This is a genomic window from Bacillus thuringiensis (assembly GCF_022095615.2).
GTDB lineage: Bacteria > Bacillota > Bacilli > Bacillales > Bacillaceae_G > Bacillus_A > Bacillus_A cereus_AG.
Map to the genome: position 1 here is coordinate 3,474,610 of NZ_CP155559.1, position 23,569 is coordinate 3,498,178.

A 23,569-nucleotide genomic window follows, 5' to 3' on the forward strand; every position below is an offset into this window, starting at 1 on the left:
CTTATTATAAATTTTTGCCGTTAACCTGATACTGGTATTAGTAGTTTTAAAGTTTTACGCTGATTCACTAAATGTAACAATCGCTTTCTTAGTTCAAACCCATCTAATTCTGTATATTCAGAAATTAATTTTTCTATTTCTTCTATACGAACATTCATTTCTTTCCCTACATAAATTCTTGGGTGGACTTGCTTCTCATTCATTTCATCTGCTTTTAGTAATTCTTCAAAAAGTTTCTCTCCTGGCCGTATCCCCGTAAATTCTATTCCTATTTCATCCACAGAGTTTCCTGATAATCGAATGAGGTTTTTAGCAAGATCCACTATTTTTACTGGTTCTCCCATATCCAGCACAAAAATTTCTCCACCTTTAGCTAACGCACCAGCTTGTACTACAAGTCTAGATGCCTCCGGAATAGTCATAAAATAACGAACCATATCTGGATGAGTCACTGTAACTGGCCCCCCTTTTTGAATCTGCTTCTTAAATAACGGGATAACACTCCCCCTACTTCCTAAGACATTTCCAAACCTTACAGTAACAAACTTTGTATGACTTATTTTATCTTTATGTTGTATTACCATCTCCGCTAATTTCTTTGTCGCCCCCATAACACTCGTTGGGTTCACTGCTTTATCAGACGAAATCATAACAAACGTTCCTACTCCATGTGTTCTTGCCGCCTCTGCTATATTCATAGTCCCAATCAAATTATTTTTAACTGCCTCTTCAGGATTGTTTTCCATCAATGGTACATGTTTATGTGCAGCAGCATGATATACAACATGAGGAAGGTGTTTATTCATTATTAAATGCATCTTCTTTTCATCTTGAATATCTGCGATTTCTGGAATAAACACGCCTTTTTTATCATTATATTTTTCATTTAATTCCATTTCTATTGAATATATACTGTTTTCTCCGTGACCTAATAAAATCAATTTTTTCGGCTTGAATTTCGCAACTTGTCTACAAATTTCTGAGCCTATTGATCCACCTGCACCAGTAACTAAAATGACTTTATCCGTTATATAATCTGAAATGATATCCACATCTAACTCTACAGGGTCTCGCCCTAATAAATCTTCTACTTGAACATCTCTGAATTCATTCACTGAAACTTTACCTGTTACTAAGTCTTCTAACATTGGAAGAATTTGCGTTTTCACATTTGTTTTTAAACAATCTTTTAAAATAATATTTCTATCTTTTTTATTTAACGAAGGAATTGCTAAAATTATCATTTCAATATTCAGTTTTTTAATAACGTAATCAATTTGGTTCATACCACCAATTACCGGAATCCCCCAAATATCAAGATTATGCTTTTTGACATTATCATCAATAAACGCGACTGGCATTAATTCCGTAGCACTATTCTTCAACAACTGTCTCGCAACCATTGTCCCAGCGGATCCAGCACCAACAATTAACGTTCTTTTCTTATCTCCTTTTTTTACATAATAAATATCTCTGTACATTCTCCAAATAAAGCGCGAACCACCTATTAATAAAATATGAATCATCCAAGTAACAACTAACAATCGAAAATACATTTTCCCCATGACTAGTTGCTGCACAGCCGCTGTAGTAAGTATAGAAAATGTAACAACCTTGCATATAATTAGCAATTCTCCTATACTTGCATATTCCAAAGCCTTTTTATACAACTTATAAATAAAAGCAAACAAATGATGACTAACTAATAAAGTGATAGAGCTAATAACTGATGATAAAGTGATAACACTGAAGCTAGCATTTACAAAAAAATAACTAAAAAAAATAGCAGTTAATACTATCAGTGAATCCATTAAAAGCAATAACGATATCCTCCGGCGATACGTCATATAACTTCCTCCTTTAATCAATTCCTTACTTAACTCTTTCAAACTTAAAGTTCCTAACTATATTCTCTTTATTAAAAACACATAGTTAGAAACTTTAATAAAACATGGGCATCTAACCCTTCCTCACATTACACTTTTGACGACTGGCATCTAAGGTTGTTTTCACAACCCACAGCATAATCGAGTGCCTCCATTGATAGTGGTCAGGAGACATCACCACATCACATTTTCATTGATTCTTCTTTATAACGAACAATTTTACGTATGAAAGTTTAATTTTAAAATATCCTTTATACTTTCCCATTCAAAATCGCACCCAATATTCTACTTTTCGTAAAACTTAATGCCCTTTTCGTTTCAAGTGCATCTTCATTCACAGTGCGATTATACCGGATCACCAAAAGTACGCCTTCACACTTATCAGCTAATACACTCGTATCTGTTACTTCTAATACAGGGGAAGAGTCAAATAATATGATGTCATACCGTTCCATCGCCTTTTGGATCAACATATCCATTGCCTCTGAACTAAGTACTTCTGACGGATTGAATGGCACTGGACCACTAGTTAATACATCCAGACTTTCCATCTTTGTTTTTTTTACAGCATCCACCAAATTTGTTTTTCCATTCAATATGTCAGTTAATCCAATTGTATTTTCTACTCCAAACATTTCATGAATCGTTGGTGTTCGTAAATTCGCATCTATTACCAATACTTTTTCGCCTTTTTGCGCTATTGAGACTGCTAAATTAACTGTAATTGTTGATTTTCCTTCACCGTACCTTGGAGAAGTAATCACTATCGTTCTACTTTTATGAATCGACGAAGATAATTGAATGTTTGTTCGCAGCGAACGATACTGCTCTGAAATTTTCGATCTTGGGGCGGTATACGCAATCATACTTTCTCCTTTAACTTTATTTGTTTTCCGTCTATTTTTGTATGCCACTCCGTTCCCTCCCCCAATAACACTGTATTTTTCCCACTAAATTTATCTTTCATATTCTTCTTATTCATTTTAGAAATTCCACCCAAAACAGGGATATCTAACAATTGTTCAATTCGTCGTTCTGATTTAATTCTCTCATCCAATGAATCCAATAAAAAAATAAAACCGATACTGAGCACCATACCTAACGTGAATGCGATTAGTATCGTCTTAAAGTGATTTATATTTATAGGCATAGAATTTTTTTGAACTAGATCCTCTGGTAATATACTCACATTATTAAAATTCAGTATATTTGCTACTTCTTGCTTATAAACAGTCGCTGTCGTATTTGCAATTTTATGTGCAAGCACAGGATCCATATCCACTACATTTATCCTCATAATCTGAGAGCCTTGTACACTTTCCGTACTTATTTGTCCACTTAATGCACCTGCTGATCTGTTTATATTCAATTCAGCAGCTACTTTTTCTAATATTACAGGCTCATTTACCATCGCTTTCAATGTATTCATCGTTTCAGCGTTAGCTTGAACAATTACTCTCGCTGAGGAAGCATACAAAGGCGTTTTCATATACATACTATACAGTGCTCCTCCTACTGTTGTGAGAGTCGTAAACAATAGTAGTATCCATACTCTTTTCCATATTACATTAAATAGATTTTTTAAATTTATTTCCTTATTCATTACTTCTCCCCCTCATTTAATACCAATGAGATTTCAGTTGAGCATGCTGTGAAAAAACAAAATTATTATTTTTTATTTTTCAAATATATAGTTTCTAATTAATGCCATTTTAGTTCTTTATATAGAACGAGTCAATATAAATTATTTTTGTTTAATAACTTCTTAATTTCAACTCAAAAATTACGACAATATTCTGCATGATTCACTGTAGATAAATGACGAAAACACCCTATTACTGCAGCATTAGGGTGTTTTTCTTTGTAATGAAACGTATTTCAGCAAGGCTTTTTAACCTATTTAAATAAGTCGTATATATTAAATAATTTAATATTCCAAACGATATTCATTTCGCATAGATATTCGCAAGTACATTGTTAAATTTGTTTATCCCTTTATATTCATCCTATAAAAATGCCTGATAAATAAAAAACCTCAACACGTTATATTTTTAGATTTGAAAAGTACATGAACAATGTTTTAAAGTGAAATTTTTGTATTTGTTGTGGCTGTTTTTCATTTTACAACCACATGACATTATAACAAAAATGAAATAAAAAACCCTTGATACTAATTGTATCAAGGGTTTGAGCCTCTTAGTATAGAGACATATATTGATCGCGTTCCCATTGGTGAACTTGCGTGCGGAAGATATCCCACTCAATCTCTTTTGCTTCAATGAAGTGCTCAAGTAAATGTTCTCCTAGTGCTCCACATACTACTTCATTTGATTGTAATGTAACTAACGCTTGCGCTAATGTTGCTGGTAAGTCAACAATACCTGCTTCTTCGCGCTCTTCTTTTGTCATTACATAGATGTTACGGTCTACTGCAGCTGGTGGAGTTAATTTGTTTTTAATTCCGTCAAGACCTGCTGCTAATAATGTAGCCATTACTAAATATGGGTTTGCAGCTGGGTCAACACTACGTACTTCTACGCGTGTACTAATTCCACGAGATGCAGGGATACGTACTAATGGGCTACGGTTTTGTGCAGACCATGCTACGTAGCAAGGAGCTTCGTATCCAGGTACTAAACGCTTGTAAGAGTTTACAGTTGGATTTGCTACCGCTGTAAAAGCTGGTGCGTGTTTTAAAATACCTGCGATGAAGTGACGAGCATCATCACTTAATTGTAAGTCACCGTTTTGATCGAAGAATACATTCTCACCATTTTTGAATAGTGATAAGTTACAGTGCATACCTGAACCGTTCACACCGTATAATGGTTTTGGCATAAATGTTGCATGTAAACCGTGTTTACGAGCAATTGTTTTTACCACAAGTTTGAATGTTTGAATGTCATCACATGAGCGAATTGCATTTGCATATTTAAAGTCAATTTCGTGTTGCCCTGGAGCAACCTCATGGTGAGACGCTTCAATTTCAAAGCCCATTTCTTCAAGTTCAAGAACGATATCACGACGACAGTTTTCCCCTAGATCCATCGGCGCAAGGTCGAAGTATCCACCGTTATCGTTTAATTCTAATGTTGGATTTCCTTTTTCATCTACTTTAAATAGGAAGAATTCTGGCTCTGGTCCAAGATTGAAATCTGAGAATCCTAATGCTTCCATTTCTTTTAATACACGCTTTAAATTGTTACGTGGATCGCCATCAAATGGAGTGCCATCTGCATTGTAAATATCACAGATTAATCGAGCTACTTTTCCTTTTTCAGCTGTCCAAGGGAAAATTACCCAAGTATCTAAATCCGGATATAAGTACATATCAGATTCTTCAATACGTACGAAACCTTCAATAGAAGATCCATCAAACATCATTTTGTTATCAAGAGCTTTTGTTAATTGGCTCACTGGAATCTCTACGTTTTTAATTACTCCTAAAAGGTCCGTAAATTGTAAGCGGATATACTTTACATTCTCTTCTTTCGCCAAACGGAAAATATCTTCTCTTGTGTACCTAGCCATTATAAATTCCTCCTTAGTCCCTCTAAACACCTTCAGAATCAGTTATCTTTAGTGAAAAAACCTTGAAATGTCACCTTGTCGCAATGAAGTCCGATTAAATCTACCTGTATGTTGTAGTTCATCTCGAAGTATTTTGCGAAGCTCAGTTTTTGAAATTTCTTTCGTTTCTTCTTTTACTTTCACTGTTTCTGTTTGATTTACTTTCATTAGTAACACTTGTTTAATACCAGCCATATTCAAGCCTTGATCTAATAAATCTTTAATCTCTAACAACTTATCTACATCGTTAAATGAAAATAATCTGCGATTCCCCTTTGTACGGGTTGGAGAAACAAGATTATGCTCTTCATAGTAGCGAATTTGACGTGCAGATAATTGTGTTAAATCCATAACAATACCAATAGGAAACAGCGGGGCAGAACGTCTATCTTCTTTCATTTTTCAGTTCCTCCTTCGCCTTAACTGCTTCTCATTTTATATCATGTTATGTTTGATGTCAATAGATGTTAGCTTTTCTTACATGATTTTTTATAAATTTTTTCATTCTTTTTTCTAATGAAATAAATCATTACTTTCACACGAAAAAAGCTGTCGAAATCGACAGCTTCCCCTTAAGAAATTGTTAATAATTCTTTTTCAATTAATGCATCAATGGCAGAACAAATCGCAATCTTCACATGCGAATAAGTTAACCCACCTTGCACGTAAGCAACATAAGGCGGACGAATTGGACCATCAGCTGACAATTCAATACTTGCACCTTGAATAAACGTTCCCGCAGCCATAATTACATCATCTTCATACCCCGGCATATAGTTGGCATATGGAGTGAAGTGAGAATTAATCGGAGATGCATATTGAATTGCTTGGCAGAATGCAATCATACGATCTTTATCATCAAATTGAACAGATTGAATTAAATCTGTTCTTGGTGCATTCCATGCTGGTGATGTATTCATTCCTAACTTTTCTAAAAATGCAGCTGTAAAAATTGCACCTTTTAGCGCTTGGCCCGCTACATGTGGCGCTAAGAAGAAACCTTGATACATTTCTTGCAAACTATATAAAGATGCCCCTGCTTCCGCACCAATTCCCGGAGATGTTAAACGATACGCACACGCTTCAACATACTGTTCTTTACCAACGATATAACCACCAGTTTTAACAATTCCACCACCAGGGTTCTTAATAAGCGAACCTGCCATTAAATCTGCCCCAACATGACATGGCTCTTGCTCTTCAATAAACTCGCCATAACAATTATCTACAAATACAACAACATCAGATTTAATTTCTTTAACAAACGCTATCATCTCTTTAATTTGAGAAATAGTAAACGACGGACGAGTAGCGTAGCCTTTTGAGCGCTGAATACCAATCATCTTCGTATTACTATGAATCGCAGCCGCTACAGCTCCAAAATCAACAAGCCCCTCTTCAGTAAGCGGAACTGCATTATAACCAATATTATATTCTTTAAATGAGCCTACACCTTTTCCGCGTACACCAACGATTTCTTCTAACGTATCATACGGCTTGCCAGTAATGTACAATAACTCATCTCCTGGACGTAAAATACCGAATAGCGCTGTTGAAATCGCGTGAGTTCCTGAAATAATTTGCGGGCGAACAAGACCAGCTTCTGCCCCAAATACATCCGCATATACTTTTTCTAACGTATCACGGCCAATATCATCATAACCGTAACCTGTCGTCGGAATAAAATGCGAATCGCTAATTTTATGTTTACGAAAACTTTCTAATACACGAAACTGATTACTTTCAATTACTTCATCCGCGCGTTTATGTACTTCTGTAATTTGGCTCTCTACTTCTTTTACGATTGGAGCAATTTTTTCTCCATTTTTCAAACGATCAAACATTTTTATTTTCTCCTTCTTCCACTAAAAATCTCTTTAATTGCACATTAAGCGATGAATGAGCAAAAATATACCCTGCGCAATCATATACAAATTTATCTTCCAAAAACTCCATCTTTGTTAAAAGTGTCTCCGTCTTTAATAGCGTTAACAACTTACCTTCACTCGGAGGAATTTCCACTTGATAACGATTCATTTCTTCCTTCATTTTCGTTTCTATCGCTTCTTTTATACGTAATAAATCATTTTGTTCAAAAGCACTAGTCATTAAGAAATCACTTTTCGGAAACGGAATAAAGTTTTGATGTAATTCATCTTTTTTATTATATAACGTAATAATAGGAATATGATTAACTTCAAGTTCTGACAATAATTGTTTTACTGTTTTCTCATGCCCTACATAATTAGGATCTGCAGAATCAACTACATGTAAAATAATATCCGCTTCACCAGCTTCTTCTAATGTCGAACGAAAAGCTGCAATTAATGACGTAGGTAAATCTTGTATAAAACCAACCGTATCAGTTAGTAATACTGTATAACCAGAAGGTAACGGCATTTTCCTTGTCGTCGGGTCTAGCGTTGCAAACAACAAGTTTTCTTCAAATGTATCAGCTTCCGTTAATCTATTAAACAGTGTAGATTTTCCTGCATTCGTATATCCTATTAATGAAACTTGAAATACTTTATTATCTTTTCTTCTCTCACGATATCTTTTTCGATGTTCCACAACAACTGCAAGTTGTTTCTTTATTTCATCAATACGTGATCGAATATGACGACGATCCGTCTCAAGTTTCGCCTCACCCGGTCCCCTTGTCCCAATACCACCACCAAGACGTGACAAAGACAGCCCTTGCCCCACAAGACGCGGCATTGTATATTGCAACTGAGCTAATTCCACTTGAAGCTTACCTTCCCTTGACTTCGCACGTTGCGCAAAAATATCTAATATTAGTTGCGTTCGATCAATTACCCTAGCATCTAATACTGAGGATAAATTCCGAATTTGACTCGGCGTTAATTCATTATTAAATACGATAACATCCGGTTCTAATTCTTCAGTTAATATTGTAAGCTCTTCTAATTTACCTTTACCTATATACGTCGCCGGATGAAACTTCGGTCGTTTTTGCGTTGTAGACACTAACAATTCTGCTCGCGCAGTCTTCGCTAGCGATGCAAGCTCTTTCATGGAATGCATAAATTTTTCATCATCTTCTTGCGGCAATTGACAGCCCACTAATATGACTTTTTCTTTTTCTTCCATCAAATATGTTCACTCATCCTTTTCGAAATTTAAACCTTCTAATATAATAGCAGAGGAAGCACATTTCATCTAGTTAGCGGGGGAGAAAATTCATGGCATGGGAGATTTTTAGCATCATAGGCACAATTGCTTTCGCACTAAGCGGAGCCATTGTTGCAATGGAAGAGGATTATGATATTTTCGGGGTGTATATTTTAGGAATGGCGACCGCATTTGGGGGAGGCGCCCTTCGTAATTTATTAATCGGTTATCCGATTGTCGCGTTTTGGCAACAAGACATGTTATTCCAAATCGCACTTTTATCAATGACAATTATTTTTCTTTTTCCAAATAAATTAATTAGACATTGGAAAAAATGGGAAAACATCACTGACGCTATCGGCTTATCAGCATTCGCCGTACAAGGGGCATTATATGCTCAAAAACTAAATTTACCCATTAGCGCTACAATCGTAGCAGCTGTTTTAACCGGTATTGGTGGCGGTATTATTCGCGATCTTTTAGCCCGTAGAAGGCCTCTCGTCCTTCGAGCTGAAGTATACGCTTTTTGGACGATTCTAGCAGGCTTCTTAATTGGGGCTCAAATTATTGTTAGCGATTGGGCTCTTTACACCTTATTCATTTTAATTGTTTGCTTCCGCATGCTTTCTATTCATTACAAATGGCATTTACCGCATCGACGCATCGACACAAACGAACGTTCAATGCATAAATAGCAATTCTAACCTCTTTACATATCGTAAAGAGGTTTTTCTTTTCTAACGATTTTTTCTTTCCATAATGTTTATACTAATTTTTAAAGTGAGGTGAATACAAATGACAAACCACGTTAATAAAGGAGCTCAAAAAAGCTCAGTAAACCAATTTGGACACGATCCTAATTCAGCACACGAGAAGAGCGCTAAAATGGAACGTTTCCATAAATCTAACCAAGACAAAGAAAAAAAAGAATAAACGAACATATGCACAAAAAACAGACGCACAGTTTATGTACTGTGCGTCTCCTCTTCCAACATTAAATCAACACTTGATATTCCAATTAAATCATACTTATCATACGTATCTTCTTGCAACAACCGCATAGCCTGTGTACGAATCGATTTTTCAACAATATTCCGTACATATCGTCCATTACTAAACGATGTAATTTGTGACGAGTACTTTACTGCATGTAAATGATCTCTAAATTTCCATTCAGCCTCTTTCGATAACTGGTATTCACGTTCCTCATACATCCTCTTCCCTATTTCTAACAGCTGATTTACCGAGTAATCCGCAAATTCAATTATAAACGGAAAACGGGATTGCAAACCTGGATTTAATGAAAGAAAGTGATTCATCTCTCTTGAATATCCGGCTAAAATCAATACAAAACCGTGTTGTTTATCTTCCATATGTTTTACGAGTGTATCAATTGCTTCTTTTCCAAAATCTTTTTCTCCCCCTCGGGCTAATGAATACGCCTCATCAATAAACAAAATTCCTCCCATTGCTTTTTTTATTAAATCTCTTGTCTTTTGAGCTGTATGACCGATGTACTCCCCTACAAGATCCGCACGTTCAGCTTCAACTAAGTGCCCTTTTGATAGAATATTCATCTCAAACAACAATTTCCCTATCATTCTAGCGACAGTTGTCTTCCCTGTACCTGGATTCCCTTTAAACAACATATGGAGTACTTGCTTCTCAGACTTCAATCCTATTTCTTGTCTTTTTTTATTTACATAAATCCAAGCATATATTTCTTTTATAATCTTTTTTATATCATCCATCCCGACAAGCTTTCCCATCTCTTCTTCAATTCTTTGCAGCATCTCATGTTTCGTAGTAGTTTCGCTTGAAATTACTGTTTTATTTTCCGCGGCTGGTAATGAAATTTTCTTTCGATGATTTAACACAATGTTAATTTGATTATTATTTTTCTTTCGCATCGATTGTTCCATACAATCACCTCATTTTATCCACTCACCACATATTATTATTCCTGCCTCCCCTGCAAATGACTATTTTCAGAAAAGTTTGCTATAATATAAGAAATAATGAAGGTGGTGGGACTATGGAGACAACGGAATTCCATGATACAATACAAGCCTTTTCTATTTTTTTATTGAATAAAGGCCGAAAAGCTTCAACCATTAAACGGTATGTTTATGACATTGAAGATTTCGGACATTGGTTAGAAAAAAACAAAACGCTCCCTTCCAGTAATATATGGGCTACACTTTGTACAAAAGACTACGAAGATTACTTTTTCGACTTAAAAAAGAATCGACATTACTCAGATAAAACGATGCACCGTGTATTTATCGTATTAAATAGAATGCATCACTTTCTAAATATCCCTAACCCATTAAAGAACATGGAAATTTCTATTCAACCAGACCGAACACTTCGCAATGAAGACTTCATTTCATCTGATGAAGAAAAAAGATTAAAACATATAATCACTTCATTAGAAGGACTTTCAGAAAAACAACGTCCTGTGCGCCCTTTATTAATGGATCGTAATGTCGCTATTTTAAACTTATTAATCGACTATGGATTATCCTTACAGGAACTTACAGCATTAACTATGCATCACGTCCACTTTGAAAATAACACATTATCTATCCCAGCAACCGCAGGGGTAGAAAGAACAATCTCATTAACTAACGAAGACAAAAAACAGCTATACACTTATTACAAAAGCATCCCTGAACCCGTTCGTCCAAAATACCATAGTCATGATCCATTATTTATCGCATTTGATTTTAATCGCGGAACATACAGATGGGTATACGAAAATGATGCACCGAAGGGATTAACAGAAATCGCTATCCAAAAAATGATTCGCCTTGAAGTATCTAGAGCTAATTTACGCAAAGGAATCTCAGGACAACACTTTCGTAACACCTATATTTTAAACTTAATAAAAAAAGAAATTCCAGAGTCAGAAATTATAAAACTAGCTGGATTCAAATCAAAAGTTTCACTAAAACGATATTATCAATACGCAGAAAATAGAAAAAACGCCTTATCATAAGGCGTTTTTTCTATTTTTTCTTTAAACAAACGATTTTACTATGACCATTTAACTAATTTTTGCATCTACTATGATGAGTTTCGTTCATATCCTCATGAGAAAGGAGAGATTTAATGTCTCATTATAACGATAGCCAGAACAAATTCTCCAAACCATGCTTTCCAAGTAGCGCCGGACGAATCCCAAATACCCCATCAATCCCAGTTACTAAGGTCCAACTTAGAACATTCCGCGCAATCATTATCGATTTAACAAAGATAATCCCAAAGCTTTTCGCAAATCCATCTCCTCAAAATATTGAAGATCTAATCGATACATTGAACCTACTAAGTAAATTCATTTGTTCACTAGACGCTACTTCCTCCCTGAAAGCACAAGGGTTAGCTATTATTAAAAACTTAATAACTATATTAAAAAATCCAACCTTCGTAGCAAGCGCTGTATTTATCGAGCTTCAAAATCTAATTAATTATTTACTATACATTACAAAATTATTCCGAATTGACCCTTGCACACTTCAAGAGCTTCTTAAATTAATAGCAGCATTACAAACTGCTTTAGTTAATTCCGCCTCATTCATCCAAGGACCTACTGGGCCTACTGGGCCAGCGGGTGCCACTGGTGCTACTGGTGCCACTGGTGCCATTGGACCTCAAGGGCCTCAAGGTAACACGGGCGCTACTGGACCTCAAGGACCTCAAGGTAACACGGGTGCTCAAGGACCAGCTGGTGCTACCGGTGCTACTGGACCTCGAGGCGCTCAAGGTAACACGGGCGCTACTGGACCTCAAGGACCTCAAGGTAACACGGGTGCTCAAGGACCAGCTGGTGCTACCGGTGCCACTGGACCTCAAGGTGTTCAAGGTAATACAGGCGCTACTGGTGCCACTGGATCTCAAGGGCCTCAAGGTAACACGGGCGCTACCGGTGCTACCGGATCTCAAGGTGCTCAAGGACCAGCAGGCGCTACCGGTGCCACTGGATCTCAAGGACCTCAAGGTAACACGGGCGCTACTGGTGCTACCGGATCTCAAGGTGCTCAAGGTAATACAGGCGCTACTGGTGCCACCGGACCTCAAGGGCCTCAAGGTAACACGGGTGCTACCGGTGCTACCGGATCTCAAGGTGCTCAAGGACCAGCAGGCGCTACCGGTGCCACTGGATCTCAAGGACCTCAAGGTAACACGGGCGCTACTGGTGCTACCGGATCTCAAGGTGCTCAAGGTAATACAGGCGCTACTGGTGCCACCGGACCTCAAGGGCCTCAAGGTAACACGGGTGCTACTGGTGCCACTGGTATAGGCGCTACCGGCGCTACTGGACCTACCGGACCTTCTGGCGGACCTACTGGACCTACTGGACCTCAAGGTAATACAGGCGCTACCGGACCTCAAGGTGTTCAAGGTAACACAGGTGCTACTGGACCTCAAGGTGCTCAAGGTAACACAGGTGCTACTGGACCTCAAGGCGTTCAAGGTAACACAGGCGCTACTGGTGCCACTGGACCTCAAGGTGCTCAAGGTAACACAGGTGCTACTGGACCTCAAGGCGTTCAAGGTAACACAGGCGCTACTGGTGCCACTGGACCTCAAGGCGTTCAAGGTAACACGGGTGCTACTGGACCTCAAGGTGCTCAAGGTAACACAGGTGCTACTGGACCTCAAGGCGTTCAAGGTAACACAGGCGCTACTGGACCTCAAGGTGCTCAAGGTAACACAGGTGCTACTGGACCTCAAGGCGTTCAAGGTAACACAGGCGCTACTGGTGCCACTGGACCTCAAGGCGTTCAAGGTAACACGGGTGCTACTGGACCTCAAGGTGCTCAAGGTAACACAGGTGCTACTGGACCTCAAGGCGTTCAAGGTAACACAGGCGCTACTGGTGCCACTGGACCTCAAGGCGTTCAAGGTAACACGGGTGCTACTGGACCTCAAGGTGCTCAAGGTAACACAGGTGCTACTGGCGCTACCGGTGCCACTGGACCTCAAGGTGCCCAAGGTAACACGGGTGCTACTGGCGCTACCGGTGCCACTGGACCTCAAGGTGTTCAAGGTAACACAGGCGCTACTGGTGCCACTGGACCTCAAGGCGTTCAAGGTAACACGGGTGCTACTGGTGCCACTGGACCTCAAGGTGTTCAAGGTAACACGGGTGCTACTGGACCTCAGGGTGTTCAAGGTAACACGGGCGCTACTGGACCTCAGGGTGTTCAAGGTAACACAGGTGCTACTGGTGCCACTGGACCTCAAGGCATTCAAGGTAACACGGGTGCTACTGGACCTCAGGGTGCTCAAGGTAACACAGGTGCTACTGGGCCTCAAGGCGTTCAGGGCAACACTGGCGCTACTGGTGCCACTGGACCTCAGGGTACTCAAGGTAACACAGGTGCTACTGGTGCCACTGGACCTCAAGGCGTTCAAGGTAACACAGGTGCTACCGGCGCTACTGGACCTCAGGGTGCTCAAGGTAACACAGGTGCTACTGGGCCTCAAGGTGTTCAAGGTAACACGGGTGCTACTGGACCTCAGGGTGTTCAAGGTAACACGGGCGCTACTGGTGCCACTGGACCTCAGGGTACTCAAGGTAACACAGGTGCTACTGGTGCCACTGGACCTCAAGGCGTTCAAGGTAACACAGGTGCTACCGGCGCTACTGGACCTCAGGGTGCTCAAGGTAACACAGGTGCTACTGGTGCCACTGGACCTCAGGGTACTCAAGGTAACACAGGTGCTACTGGTGCCACTGGACCTCAAGGCGTTCAAGGTAACACAGGTGCTACCGGCGCTACTGGACCTCAGGGTGCTCAAGGTAACACAGGTGCTACTGGTGCCACTGGACCTCAGGGTACTCAAGGTAACACAGGTGCTACTGGTGCCACTGGACCTCAAGGCGTTCAAGGTAACACGGGCGCTACTGGTGCCACTGGACCTCAGGGTACTCAAGGTAACACGGGCGCTACTGGTGCCACTGGACCTCAGGGTACTCAAGGTAACACAGGTGCTACTGGTGCCACTGGACCTCAAGGCGTTCAAGGTAACACGGGTGCTACTGGGCCTCAAGGCGTTCAAGGTAACACGGGCGCTACTGGACCTCAGGGTGTTCAAGGTAACACAGGTGCTACTGGTGCCACTGGACCTCAAGGTGTTCAAGGTAACACGGGTGCTACTGGGCCTCAAGGCGTTCAGGGCAACACGGGCGCTACTGGTGCCACTGGACCTCAAGGTGTTCAAGGTAACACGGGCGCTACTGGGCCTCAAGGCGTTCAGGGCAACACGGGCGCTACTGGTGCCACTGGACCTCAAGGTGTTCAAGGTAACACGGGCGCGACGGGTGCTACTGGACCTCAAGGCATTCAAGGTAACACAGGTGCCACTGGACCTCAGGGTGCTCAAGGTAACACAGGTGCTACTGGACCTCAAGGTATTCAAGGTAACACAGGTGCTACTGGACCTCAAGGTGCTCAAGGTAACACGGGTGCTACTGGTGCTACCGGCGCTACTGGATCTCAAGGTGTTCAAGGTAACACAGGTGCTACCGGTGCCACTGGACCTCAGGGCATCCAAGGACCAACTGGTGCTACCGGCGCCACTGGTATAGGAGCTACTGGACCTACTGGACCTTCTGGTGGACCTACTGGACCTACCGGGCCTACTGGACCTAGCTTCCCTGTAGCAACAATTGTTGTAACAAACAACATTCAACAAACAGTACTACAATTTAATAACTTTATTTTCAGTACTGCAATTAACGTAAACAATATTATCTTTAATGGCACAGATACAGTTACAGTTATCAACGGTGGTATTTATGTAATTAGCGTATCTATTTCTACAACTGCGCCAGGATGCGCTCCTCTTGGAGTAGGCATTTCAATTAATGGAGCAGTCGCAACTGATAACTTCTCTTCAAATTTAATAGGCGACTCACTTTCATTTACTACAATCGAAACATTAGCAGCTGGTGCAAGAATTTCTGTCCAATCTACTCTTAATGAGATTACGATTCCTGCGACAGGAAATACTAACATCCGCCTTACTGTATTTAGAATCGCTTAAATTTCACTATGTATTGTTTATAGCAAATAAAAAAAGAGCGAGAAACTCGCTCTTTTTTTGTTATGTACAATAATTCATTACTACTCTAATTCAATTGAAACATTTTTTTGTGGTACAAATGTAGAAATTGCATGTTTATAAATAAGCTGTTGCTTACCTTCTGTTTCCAGTAGGACTGTAAAATTATCAAATCCTTTAATTAATCCACGAAGCTGGAAACCATTTAATAAGTACAGCGTAACAAACGTATTCTCTTTACGGAGTTGATTTAAAAACTGATCTTGAATATTGATTGATTGCTTCATGTCGAATCCTCCTCTTTTTCTCTACTTACTATTATTCGACTTTAGTTGTAACTTTCCTTCTATGTATCGTAAAATTTCTGACGTTTTTTCACCGTCTGTAACATCAAACCATGTGACATCCATCTTATTACGGAACCATGTTAATTGACGCTTTGCATAACGACGTGAATTCGTCTTTAATTGTGATACCGCTTCTTCTAAAGAGACACGATCCTCAAAATAATCATATATCTCTTTATACCCAATCGCTTGAATAGATTGACAATCTCGTATCCCGCTATTATACAATCCTTCTACTTCTTTTAATAAACCTTGGTCCATCATTATATCAACTCGCAAGTTAATGCGATCGTATAGCATTTCTCGATCCATTGTCAAGCCAATCAATGAAACATCGTATAATAACTCATTTTCTTGTTTTTCAAGTTGAGCACTCATTTTTTCACCCGTCGTGTGGAAAATTTCTAACGCTCTAATGACACGGCGTACATTATTTGCATGAATACGCTCAGCGCTTTCTGGGTCTACTTCTTGTAACTTTTTATGTACATATTCCACACCACGTTCTAATGCTAACTGTTCCATTTGTTCTCGGTATATAGTATCACCAGAATCATCCGTAAACTGATAATCGAATAAAACAGATTGTATATACAGGCCAGTTCCACCAACGATAATTGGCAATTTACCACGCTCTGTAATCTCTCGAATATGCTTACGAACACGTTCTTGAAATTCGGCAACAGAAAATGATTCTTCCGGATTTTTTATATCCACCATATAATGTGGAATTCCGTCCATCTCTTCTTTCGTCACCTTTGCAGTTCCAATATCCATCGTACGATAAATCTGCATGGAATCTCCACTTATAATTTCACCATTCAACGCTTTAGCAAGATCAATACTTAACTTCGTCTTCCCAACAGCAGTTGGTCCAATGATGACAGCAACTTTTTCACGTTGCACTTCTCCCATATCATTCAACTCTCTTTATGTGATGTACTCCATCTATTGATTATATCCAATCTTACCAATTTTAACGGCATGATTGCAAGTTCTTTCATTCCGGTACATGAAATTATAAATTAAAAAAGAACATAGTTTGTCCAATTCCGCATATACATGATTAAAAATACCTTCGAGAGGATGAGTTGACTATGAAACAATCCACCATTAATTTTTCATCTTTAACAAAAGACCTCATTTTAGCTACTGCTACAAAAGAACAAAATTGCTCACAAGAAGAATTATACTTCGCCTTAAATTGTTTGCTACGTTCTTTTCATTCTACTCTCCAAGAAACAACATTACATCCAGAAAATGAAAATACAGAATATATTCAAAATCAATTTTGCAGTGCCTATAAAATTATTACAGGTAAAACTATTTATCCTTTTCAATAATCCAAAAAGGCGGTTGCTTACATACTTTCAAGCAACCGCCTTTCATATTAATACATATCTACTACTCTATCACTTTCACTTTTACAGATTTGCGCCCCCAGTTATCAGCACTACCATCTGAACCAACTAAAACATCAATACGATTTCCTTTAATCGCACCACCAGTATCTCCAGCAATCGCTTCTCCATATCCTTCTACCCATACTTTTGATCCAAGTGGAATTACTTTAGGATCAACAGCAATGACTTTCATATTTGGATTTGCTGTTAAATCATGCCCCATCGCAGTTAATACACGACCACCATACGTACCATTCTCACTTGGGTGCGCTGTATACGCTGTCGCTTCTACTGTTATTTCACGTCCACCAGCAGGCGCACTTGTTGCAGTAGATTTCGCAACTGGTTTCGCAGTTGGCTTCTCTTTTGCCACAGGTTTACTTGCTTCTACATTCTTAACAGACTCTTTACTCTTAACTGCTTTATTATTTTTAACCGGCGTATTTACTTTTTCCGGCGCTTCTTCTTGCGTTACAACTTCTTTCTTTTCAATCACAGGTGCCGCCCCTGTTAAGAATGGCACGTGAACATATCCTGTTTTTCCATTATAGTCAAATTGTAACCATTCATTTTGAACTTGATTTGTCGTTTCAATTACATCATTTTTATTAAGTTTACCAAGAATTTCAGAGTCAGTATTCGCTCCAGCACGAACATTTAACACGCCCGCTGTTACATAATATGTACTTTTTGTAAATTCAGCACTCACAAACGCTTCTTGACCATTTAATTTAATTTTTGTCCATCCATTTTCTGTATTTACAACATCTAATTTATTTCCACTTAACATTTTACCTACAAGCTTTGATTCTACAGTTGGGTTTTCTCTAACATTTAATACGTCTGTTGTTACAATCGTTTCTGCTTTCGCAGAACCCGCAAAAATCCCAAGACCAAAAACTGCTGCCGTTGCTATACCTAATAATTTTTTCATGAATAGCCTCCATTTGCTTTGTTTTCGTATTTTCATTATAGCAACGGATTTTTAAGATTTTTAGAAAACACACAATTACAAACCATTCGTAATATACGATTAATGAGTTGTAACATAAATTTCCATATTAATGAATTACATTTCCAATAGAATTCCCAATAGTTTTCATATATTTTCCACATACAAGCACCAGAATTTTTTCCAGAAAAAATTACAGTATTACTTTTTTGTTACAAAAAAACCATATTTCATTACATCTTTTACCAAAAATCATCATTCTCCAATTATTAACCTCCTTTTTTGTAATAAAAAGGAGCAGCTAATAAAAGCTCCTCCCTTTTCATATGTTATTTAACTTTCTTTTTCCAAATCCCCATCATAAGAGCTGAAACAACTGTCCCTATCAATATCGAGAAAATATATAGCACCGGTTTATTTACTAATGCGATAACAAACAATCCACCATGCGGTGCTGGTAATGTAATTTGGAATAACATAGATAATGCACCCGCAATACTTGAACCAACAACACAACTTACTATTACTCGAATCGGATCTGCTGCTGCAAATGGAATCGCACCTTCTGTAATAAACGATGCTCCCATAATATAATTTGTTAATCCAGATTTACGTTCAGATTCAGTAAACTTCGATTTAAAGAATGTAGTTGCGAATGCAATCGCTAATGGCGGTACCATACCACCAGCCATTACTGCTGAATGAATCCCAAAGTTCTTCGCTTCTATTGCAGCAATACCAAATGTAAATGCAGCTTTATTAATCGGACCACCCATATCAATTGCCATCATAGCACCTAAAATAAGTCCTAATAATATAGCATTTGTACCATTCAAACCATTTAACCATCCTGTTAACATTTCATTCAATGCTACTACAGGCGGAATTACTACTTTTTGCATAACAACTCCTGTAATCAACAATCCAAAGACCGGATATAACAATACAGGTTTAATTCCTTCTAACTGTACTGGTAATCCCGAAAATAATCTTTTCAATCCTAAAACAACATACCCAGCTAAGAAACCAGCAATTAATCCACCTAAAAACCCAGCATTCGCATGTGCTGCTAAAAATCCACCAACAACACCAGGCATAAAACCAGGACGATCAGCAATAGAGCTCGCAATAAACCCAGCTAAAATTGGTACAAGGAATAAAAACGCCCCTGTTTTGCCTCCACCAATAGACATTAACAATTCAGCCAATGGTCCTTCTGCTTTTATACCACCAACCCAAAATGCTAGTGCGATTAAAATTCCGCCACCAACAACAAACGGAAGCATATTACTTACACCGTTCATTAAGTGCTTATAAATTCCTAATCCTTTTTCTTTCTCTGCGCTTTCTGTCTTCCCATCTTCCTTTATTCCTTTAAAGATAGGCGCGTCTTGTTTTACAGCTCGATTAAGAAGTGCTTCCGTTTTTCTAATCCCATCAGCGACTGGTACTTGAATGACATGCTTTCCAGCAAAACGGTTCATTTCTACTTGTTTATCTGCCGCGACGATAATGGCTGTTGCACGGTCAATATCCTCTTTCGTTAAACCGTTTTTTATACCTGTTGATCCGTTCGTTTCAACTTTAATTGCGATTCCTAGCTCCGCAGCTTTTGCTTTCAAGCTATCTGCAGCCATATACGTGTGAGCGATTCCAGTTGGGCAAGCCGTAACTGCTAATACGTACGGTTCATTTCCTTCTGGTTTTGCAACTTCAACCTCTTCTTCTTTTTCATTCTCTTTTTCATCAAATAAACGAAGAAGTTCCTCTTCATCCTTTGCTTCTAATAATTGCTTACGAAACCCTTCATCCATTAATAATGTAGATAGGCGCGATAATGTTTCTAAATGAGTATTATTCGCCCCTTCGCTTGCAGCAATCATAAAGAATAAATGCGCTGGCTGTCCGTCAAGTGATTCATAGTTGATACCGCTTACACTTCTACCAAAACAAATCGCTGGTTGCTTAACAGCTTTTGTTTTCGCATGAGGGATTGCAATCCCTTCTCCTATTCCAGTTGTACTTTGTGACTCTCGCTTTAAAATAGCTTCTTTAAATTCTGCTTTACTATTTAAACGATTTGCGCCGGCTAATTTCTCAACTAATTCATCTATGACAGCTTCTTTATTTGAAGCTGTCAAATTCATAATAACTGTATCCCTTTTTAATAGTTCTGTAATTTTCATATGCTGGTTCCCCCTATCGCTTAGCTACAATTACTTGCGACAATAATCCTTCTACTTTTTCTTTTTCACATAAATCAGCTGAAAATGCTGTTGCACTCCCTGTTGCAACGCCATATTGAAATGCCTTTTCAATATCTTTTGTCTGTTCATATTTACCTACAAATCCTGCAACGAGAGAATCCCCGGCCCCAACCGAATTCATTACAACACCTTTTGGAACAGTTGCTTCATATATACCTTCTGCCGTAAATAATAAAGCTCCATCTCCGGCCATTGATACGATAACGTGCTCTACACCTTGTTCGATTAATTTTCTTCCATACGGTAAAATATCTTCTACTGTTGAAATCTCTACCCCGAATAACTCACCAAGTTCATGATGATTAGGCTTTATTAAAAATGGCTTATTTTTAATTACATGTTGCAAGGCACTTCCACTCGCATCTACTACTACGCGAATGCCTTTTTCTACTCCGAACGCTGCGATTGATTCATAAAAGGCACTTGAGATAGACGCAGGTATACTTCCAGCTAGTACAACGCAATCTCCCTGCTTCATACTTTCAATTTGTTTCATTAATTGTTCAAATTGCTCATTTATCACATTAGGACCTTGCCCATTTAATTCTGTTTCTTCTTGCCCTTTTATCTTCACATTAATTCGGGAATCTCCGTCTACTTGGACGAAGTTTGTTGTTACACCTTCCGCCTGTAATACATCTTTAATAAATTGACCGGTAAATCCACCAGTAAATCCAAGCGCTACATTTTCAACACCTAAACGATGAAGAACGCGAGAAACATTAATCCCTTTCCCTCCAGGAAACTTCATATCTTTCTCTGTTCGATTTACTGCGCCTAAATCGAAGGAATTAACTTGTACTACATAATCAATAGATGGGTTTAAAGTAACTGTATAGATCATTGTTTATCAGCCTCAATTACATTGGTTTGTCTTTTATATTTTTCTAAATCAATTTCTAAATAGTTTGTAATAATATTTGCCTCTTCAACATTTGCAATTTTCGCAAACGCAACTTCTGAAAACTTACTTTCATCAATTAAGAAATATCCTTCGTTCGCTAATGTTAATGCCATTTGTTTTAAAAGTGCCTCTTCTGGATCTGGAGTAGTAAAACCAAGCTGTTCATGTACACCATTCGCTCCTAAAAAACATTTATCAAAACGGTACTTCTGCATACTTTCCTGTGCCATAGCACCAATTAAAGCTTTCGTCCTACTTTTCATCATCCCGCCTAGTAAATATGCACGAATATTATTTTCAACTAAAGCTTCAATATGCATAAGTCCATTCGTAACGACAGTAACATCTTTATTTATTAAAAATGGAATCATTTCAAATGTTGTACTTCCTGCATCTAAATAAATGCAATCACCTTGTTCAACAATGCTAGCCGCATGCTTCGCAATTTGTTGTTTTATTTGAATATTTTTGGATGATTTTTCAACCATCGTCGGCTCTTGTCCTTTTCCTGTTAAAACAGCCGCACCACCGTGAACCCTTTTTAATAACCTTTGCTTTTCCAATTGTGCTAAATCACGACGAATTGTTGATTCAGAGCTTTCTGTTCTTTCCACTAATTGCTGTAATTTAACAACCTTCTGCTCTTTTACAAGTTGCAATATCATTTGATGACGTTCAGGAGTTAACATTTTATTCACCTCTTCTTTGATTACAGTATAATGAAAACGATCACAAAAATCAACCACAAACATTCATAAATAACCAAAAACAATCACAAACGATTATAAACAACAAAAAAACCTATTTGATATAACAATCAAATAGGTTTTTTTGTTGTTTATAAAGAAGCTTTATATATGCTTAAAACATCTTCTTTATTTAATTTTTTAAAGTTACCAAATTCACCATAAGCCATCGCTTTATCAGCCATTAAATCAATTTCATTTTCTCCAATAGCATAATCAGCTAATGTTAGCGGCGCCTCAATTGAAGTCCAAAATTGACGTAACGCCTCAATTCCTTCTAACGCAATTTCTTGATCAATCTTTCCATCTGTTTCTACATCGAATACACGAATAGCGAACTGTTTAAAACGACTTACATTTTCATTTACAACATGCTTCATCCAGTTCGGGAATAAAATTGCAAGGCCGCCTCCATGTGGTATATCATGAACCGCAGAAACTGCATGCTCAATATTGTGAGTTGCCCAGTCTCCTTTTACTCCCATCGCTAAAATTCCATTTAACGCCATCGTTCCGCAATATAAAATTGTTTCCCTATGCTCATAATTTTCTAGATCATTTAACAGCTTAGGAGCTGTTTCAATTACTGTTCTTAAAACAGATTCACAATAACGATCTTGTAATTCTGTATTTGTTCCATGATGGAAATATTGTTCTAATACATGTGACATAATATCTACCATACCATAAATCGTTTGATCTCTCGGCACAGATGCAGTATGAACTGGATCTAAAATTGAAAACTGAGGGAATGTAACTGGGCTTCCCCATCCATACTTTTCATTCGTTTCCCAGTTTGTAATTACCGATCCTGCATTCATTTCAGACCCTGTTGCTGCAAGAGTAAGAACAGTACCAAATGGTAACGCCTCGCTAGCAAATGCTTTTTTCGTTACAATGTCCCATACATCTCCATCGTACTTACTACCTGCGGCAATTGCTTTTGTACAGTCGATTACACTTCCTCCTCCAACTGCTAAAATAAAGTCGACTCCATTATCTTTACAAATTTGAATCCCTTTCTTTACGGTTGATACACGAGGATTCGGTTCAACGCCTGTCAATTCAAATACTTCTGCATTTATATCTTTTAAAATAGATAGTACATTATCATAAATACCATTTCTTTTAATGCTGCCTCCCCCATATACGAGAAGAACTTTTTTACCGAACTGTGGAATTTCAGTTTTTAACTGTTCTAATTGACCTTTACCGAAAATAAGTTTCGTTGGATTACGAAATACAAAATTTTGCATACTTCTTTACCATCCCTTCTATATGAAAAGCA

General features: G+C 38.3%; 20 protein-coding genes. 5 read left to right on the top strand and 15 right to left on the bottom strand.

The window, feature by feature from the left end:
- Nucleotides 1-20 precede the first annotated feature (20 nt).
- From KZZ19_RS17965 to hflX, 7 genes are all read right to left on the bottom strand, one after another.
- A complete protein-coding gene (locus KZZ19_RS17965) occupies nucleotides 21-1,847 on the bottom strand; it encodes a polysaccharide biosynthesis protein (RefSeq protein WP_237982430.1) in 1,827 nt (608 codons plus the stop codon).
- 290 nt (nucleotides 1,848-2,137) lie between these two features.
- The gene (locus KZZ19_RS17970; protein WP_237982429.1) at nucleotides 2,138-2,800 is read right to left on the bottom strand and encodes a CpsD/CapB family tyrosine-protein kinase; all 663 of its coding nucleotides are present in this window, start codon (nucleotides 2,798-2,800) and stop codon (nucleotides 2,138-2,140) included.
- A complete protein-coding gene (locus KZZ19_RS17975; RefSeq protein WP_088097401.1) occupies nucleotides 2,749-3,489 on the bottom strand; it encodes a YveK family protein in 741 nt (246 codons plus the stop codon). Before KZZ19_RS17975 ends, KZZ19_RS17970 begins: the two co-directional genes overlap by 52 nt.
- Before the next feature lie 593 nt (nucleotides 3,490-4,082).
- The gene (glnA, locus tag KZZ19_RS17980; protein ID WP_000135338.1) at nucleotides 4,083-5,417 is read right to left on the bottom strand and encodes a type I glutamate--ammonia ligase; all 1,335 of its coding nucleotides are present in this window, start codon (nucleotides 5,415-5,417) and stop codon (nucleotides 4,083-4,085) included.
- 48 nt (nucleotides 5,418-5,465) lie between these two features.
- Nucleotides 5,466-5,855 (bottom strand): transcriptional repressor GlnR, encoded by a 390-nt coding sequence (glnR, locus tag KZZ19_RS17985; RefSeq protein WP_000656785.1) that lies wholly within the window; start codon nucleotides 5,853-5,855, stop codon nucleotides 5,466-5,468.
- Nucleotides 5,856-6,028: 173 nt separating this feature from the next.
- Nucleotides 6,029-7,300, bottom strand: a complete 1,272-nt coding sequence (locus KZZ19_RS17990) for an aminotransferase class I/II-fold pyridoxal phosphate-dependent enzyme (RefSeq protein ID WP_088097402.1) — start codon at nucleotides 7,298-7,300, stop codon at nucleotides 6,029-6,031.
- Nucleotides 7,293-8,567, bottom strand: a complete 1,275-nt coding sequence (gene hflX, locus KZZ19_RS17995) for a GTPase HflX (protein WP_237982428.1) — start codon at nucleotides 8,565-8,567, stop codon at nucleotides 7,293-7,295. Before hflX ends, KZZ19_RS17990 begins: the two co-directional genes overlap by 8 nt.
- Nucleotides 8,568-8,659: 92 nt before the next feature.
- Between hflX and KZZ19_RS18000 the strand changes: the two genes are divergently transcribed.
- Together KZZ19_RS18000 and KZZ19_RS18005 are read left to right on the top strand one after the other, a co-directional pair.
- Nucleotides 8,660-9,283, top strand: a complete 624-nt coding sequence (locus KZZ19_RS18000) for a trimeric intracellular cation channel family protein (protein ID WP_088097404.1) — start codon at nucleotides 8,660-8,662, stop codon at nucleotides 9,281-9,283.
- Nucleotides 9,284-9,383: 100 nt separating this feature from the next.
- Nucleotides 9,384-9,521, top strand: a complete 138-nt coding sequence (locus KZZ19_RS18005) for a hypothetical protein (RefSeq protein ID WP_170930151.1) — start codon at nucleotides 9,384-9,386, stop codon at nucleotides 9,519-9,521.
- 32 nt (nucleotides 9,522-9,553) lie between these two features.
- On the opposite strand, the gene spoVK is transcribed toward KZZ19_RS18005, so the two are convergent.
- Nucleotides 9,554-10,510, bottom strand: a complete 957-nt coding sequence (spoVK, locus tag KZZ19_RS18010; RefSeq protein ID WP_088097405.1) for a stage V sporulation protein K — start codon at nucleotides 10,508-10,510, stop codon at nucleotides 9,554-9,556.
- 113 nt (nucleotides 10,511-10,623) lie between these two features.
- On the opposite strand from spoVK, the gene KZZ19_RS18015 reads away from it, so the two are divergent.
- Nucleotides 10,624-11,589: a tyrosine-type recombinase/integrase gene (locus KZZ19_RS18015; protein WP_237982427.1), complete on the top strand. Its 966-nt coding sequence runs from the start codon at nucleotides 10,624-10,626 to the stop codon at nucleotides 11,587-11,589.
- A gap of 113 nt (nucleotides 11,590-11,702) precedes the next feature.
- Nucleotides 11,703-15,644, top strand: a complete 3,942-nt coding sequence (locus tag KZZ19_RS18020) for a Gly-Xaa-Xaa repeat protein (protein ID WP_348638004.1) — start codon at nucleotides 11,703-11,705, stop codon at nucleotides 15,642-15,644.
- 80 nt (nucleotides 15,645-15,724) lie between these two features.
- Here the strand turns inward: KZZ19_RS18020 and hfq are convergent, their stop codons facing one another.
- On the bottom strand, nucleotides 15,725-15,949 hold the full coding sequence (gene hfq, locus KZZ19_RS18025; RefSeq protein WP_000813896.1) for an RNA chaperone Hfq: 225 nt from the start codon (nucleotides 15,947-15,949) through the stop codon (nucleotides 15,725-15,727).
- 21 nt (nucleotides 15,950-15,970) lie between these two features.
- Entirely contained in the window at nucleotides 15,971-16,924 is a 954-nt protein-coding gene (gene miaA, locus KZZ19_RS18030; protein WP_237979249.1) for a tRNA (adenosine(37)-N6)-dimethylallyltransferase MiaA, read from the bottom strand.
- Nucleotides 16,925-17,106: 182 nt separating this feature from the next.
- On the opposite strand from miaA, the gene KZZ19_RS18035 reads away from it, so the two are divergent.
- Nucleotides 17,107-17,352 carry a hypothetical protein gene (locus KZZ19_RS18035; protein WP_048545845.1) on the top strand — a complete coding sequence of 82 codons (246 nt, stop codon included), beginning with the start codon at nucleotides 17,107-17,109 and terminating at the stop codon, nucleotides 17,350-17,352.
- 61 nt (nucleotides 17,353-17,413) lie between these two features.
- On the opposite strand, the gene entD is transcribed toward KZZ19_RS18035, so the two are convergent.
- From entD to KZZ19_RS18060, 5 genes are all read right to left on the bottom strand, one after another.
- Nucleotides 17,414-18,346 (bottom strand): cell wall-binding protein EntD, encoded by a 933-nt coding sequence (entD, locus tag KZZ19_RS18040; RefSeq protein WP_237979250.1) that lies wholly within the window; start codon nucleotides 18,344-18,346, stop codon nucleotides 17,414-17,416.
- A gap of 347 nt (nucleotides 18,347-18,693) precedes the next feature.
- Nucleotides 18,694-20,550, bottom strand: a complete 1,857-nt coding sequence (locus KZZ19_RS18045; RefSeq protein ID WP_237979251.1) for a PTS fructose transporter subunit IIABC — start codon at nucleotides 20,548-20,550, stop codon at nucleotides 18,694-18,696.
- Between the two features lie 13 nt (nucleotides 20,551-20,563).
- Nucleotides 20,564-21,475, bottom strand: a complete 912-nt coding sequence (gene pfkB / locus KZZ19_RS18050) for a 1-phosphofructokinase (RefSeq protein ID WP_237979252.1) — start codon at nucleotides 21,473-21,475, stop codon at nucleotides 20,564-20,566.
- A complete protein-coding gene (locus KZZ19_RS18055) occupies nucleotides 21,472-22,224 on the bottom strand; it encodes a DeoR/GlpR family DNA-binding transcription regulator (protein ID WP_088097411.1) in 753 nt (250 codons plus the stop codon). Before KZZ19_RS18055 ends, pfkB begins: the two co-directional genes overlap by 4 nt.
- A gap of 149 nt (nucleotides 22,225-22,373) precedes the next feature.
- A complete protein-coding gene (locus tag KZZ19_RS18060; RefSeq protein ID WP_237979253.1) occupies nucleotides 22,374-23,537 on the bottom strand; it encodes an iron-containing alcohol dehydrogenase in 1,164 nt (387 codons plus the stop codon).
- Nucleotides 23,538-23,569: the final 32 nt, after the last annotated feature.

Excerpts from the sequence above, each read along its gene's own strand:
- KZZ19_RS17965 (WP_237982430.1), bottom strand. The coding sequence starts at position 1,847 with ATGACGTATCGCCGGAGGATATCGTTATTGCTTTTAATGGATTCACTG.
- KZZ19_RS17975 (WP_088097401.1), bottom strand. The coding sequence starts at position 3,489 with ATGAATAAGGAAATAAATTTAAAAAATCTATTTAATGTAATATGGAAA.
- glnA (WP_000135338.1), bottom strand. The coding sequence starts at position 5,417 with ATGGCTAGGTACACAAGAGAAGATATTTTCCGTTTGGCGAAAGAAGAG.
- glnR (WP_000656785.1), bottom strand. The coding sequence starts at position 5,855 with ATGAAAGAAGATAGACGTTCTGCCCCGCTGTTTCCTATTGGTATTGTT.
- KZZ19_RS17990 (WP_088097402.1), bottom strand. The coding sequence starts at position 7,300 with ATGTTTGATCGTTTGAAAAATGGAGAAAAAATTGCTCCAATCGTAAAA.
- hflX (WP_237982428.1), bottom strand. The coding sequence starts at position 8,567 with ATGGAAGAAAAAGAAAAAGTCATATTAGTGGGCTGTCAATTGCCGCAA.
- KZZ19_RS18000 (WP_088097404.1), top strand. The coding sequence starts at position 8,660 with ATGGCATGGGAGATTTTTAGCATCATAGGCACAATTGCTTTCGCACTA.
- KZZ19_RS18005 (WP_170930151.1), top strand. The coding sequence starts at position 9,384 with ATGACAAACCACGTTAATAAAGGAGCTCAAAAAAGCTCAGTAAACCAA.
- spoVK (WP_088097405.1), bottom strand. The coding sequence starts at position 10,510 with ATGGAACAATCGATGCGAAAGAAAAATAATAATCAAATTAACATTGTG.
- KZZ19_RS18015 (WP_237982427.1), top strand. The coding sequence starts at position 10,624 with ATGGAGACAACGGAATTCCATGATACAATACAAGCCTTTTCTATTTTT.
- KZZ19_RS18020 (WP_348638004.1), top strand. The coding sequence starts at position 11,703 with ATGTCTCATTATAACGATAGCCAGAACAAATTCTCCAAACCATGCTTT.
- hfq (WP_000813896.1), bottom strand. The coding sequence starts at position 15,949 with ATGAAGCAATCAATCAATATTCAAGATCAGTTTTTAAATCAACTCCGT.
- miaA (WP_237979249.1), bottom strand. The coding sequence starts at position 16,924 with ATGGGAGAAGTGCAACGTGAAAAAGTTGCTGTCATCATTGGACCAACT.
- KZZ19_RS18035 (WP_048545845.1), top strand. The coding sequence starts at position 17,107 with ATGAAACAATCCACCATTAATTTTTCATCTTTAACAAAAGACCTCATT.
- entD (WP_237979250.1), bottom strand. The coding sequence starts at position 18,346 with ATGAAAAAATTATTAGGTATAGCAACGGCAGCAGTTTTTGGTCTTGGG.
- KZZ19_RS18045 (WP_237979251.1), bottom strand. The coding sequence starts at position 20,550 with ATGAAAATTACAGAACTATTAAAAAGGGATACAGTTATTATGAATTTG.
- pfkB (WP_237979252.1), bottom strand. The coding sequence starts at position 21,475 with ATGATCTATACAGTTACTTTAAACCCATCTATTGATTATGTAGTACAA.
- KZZ19_RS18055 (WP_088097411.1), bottom strand. The coding sequence starts at position 22,224 with ATGTTAACTCCTGAACGTCATCAAATGATATTGCAACTTGTAAAAGAG.
- KZZ19_RS18060 (WP_237979253.1), bottom strand. The coding sequence starts at position 23,537 with ATGCAAAATTTTGTATTTCGTAATCCAACGAAACTTATTTTCGGTAAA.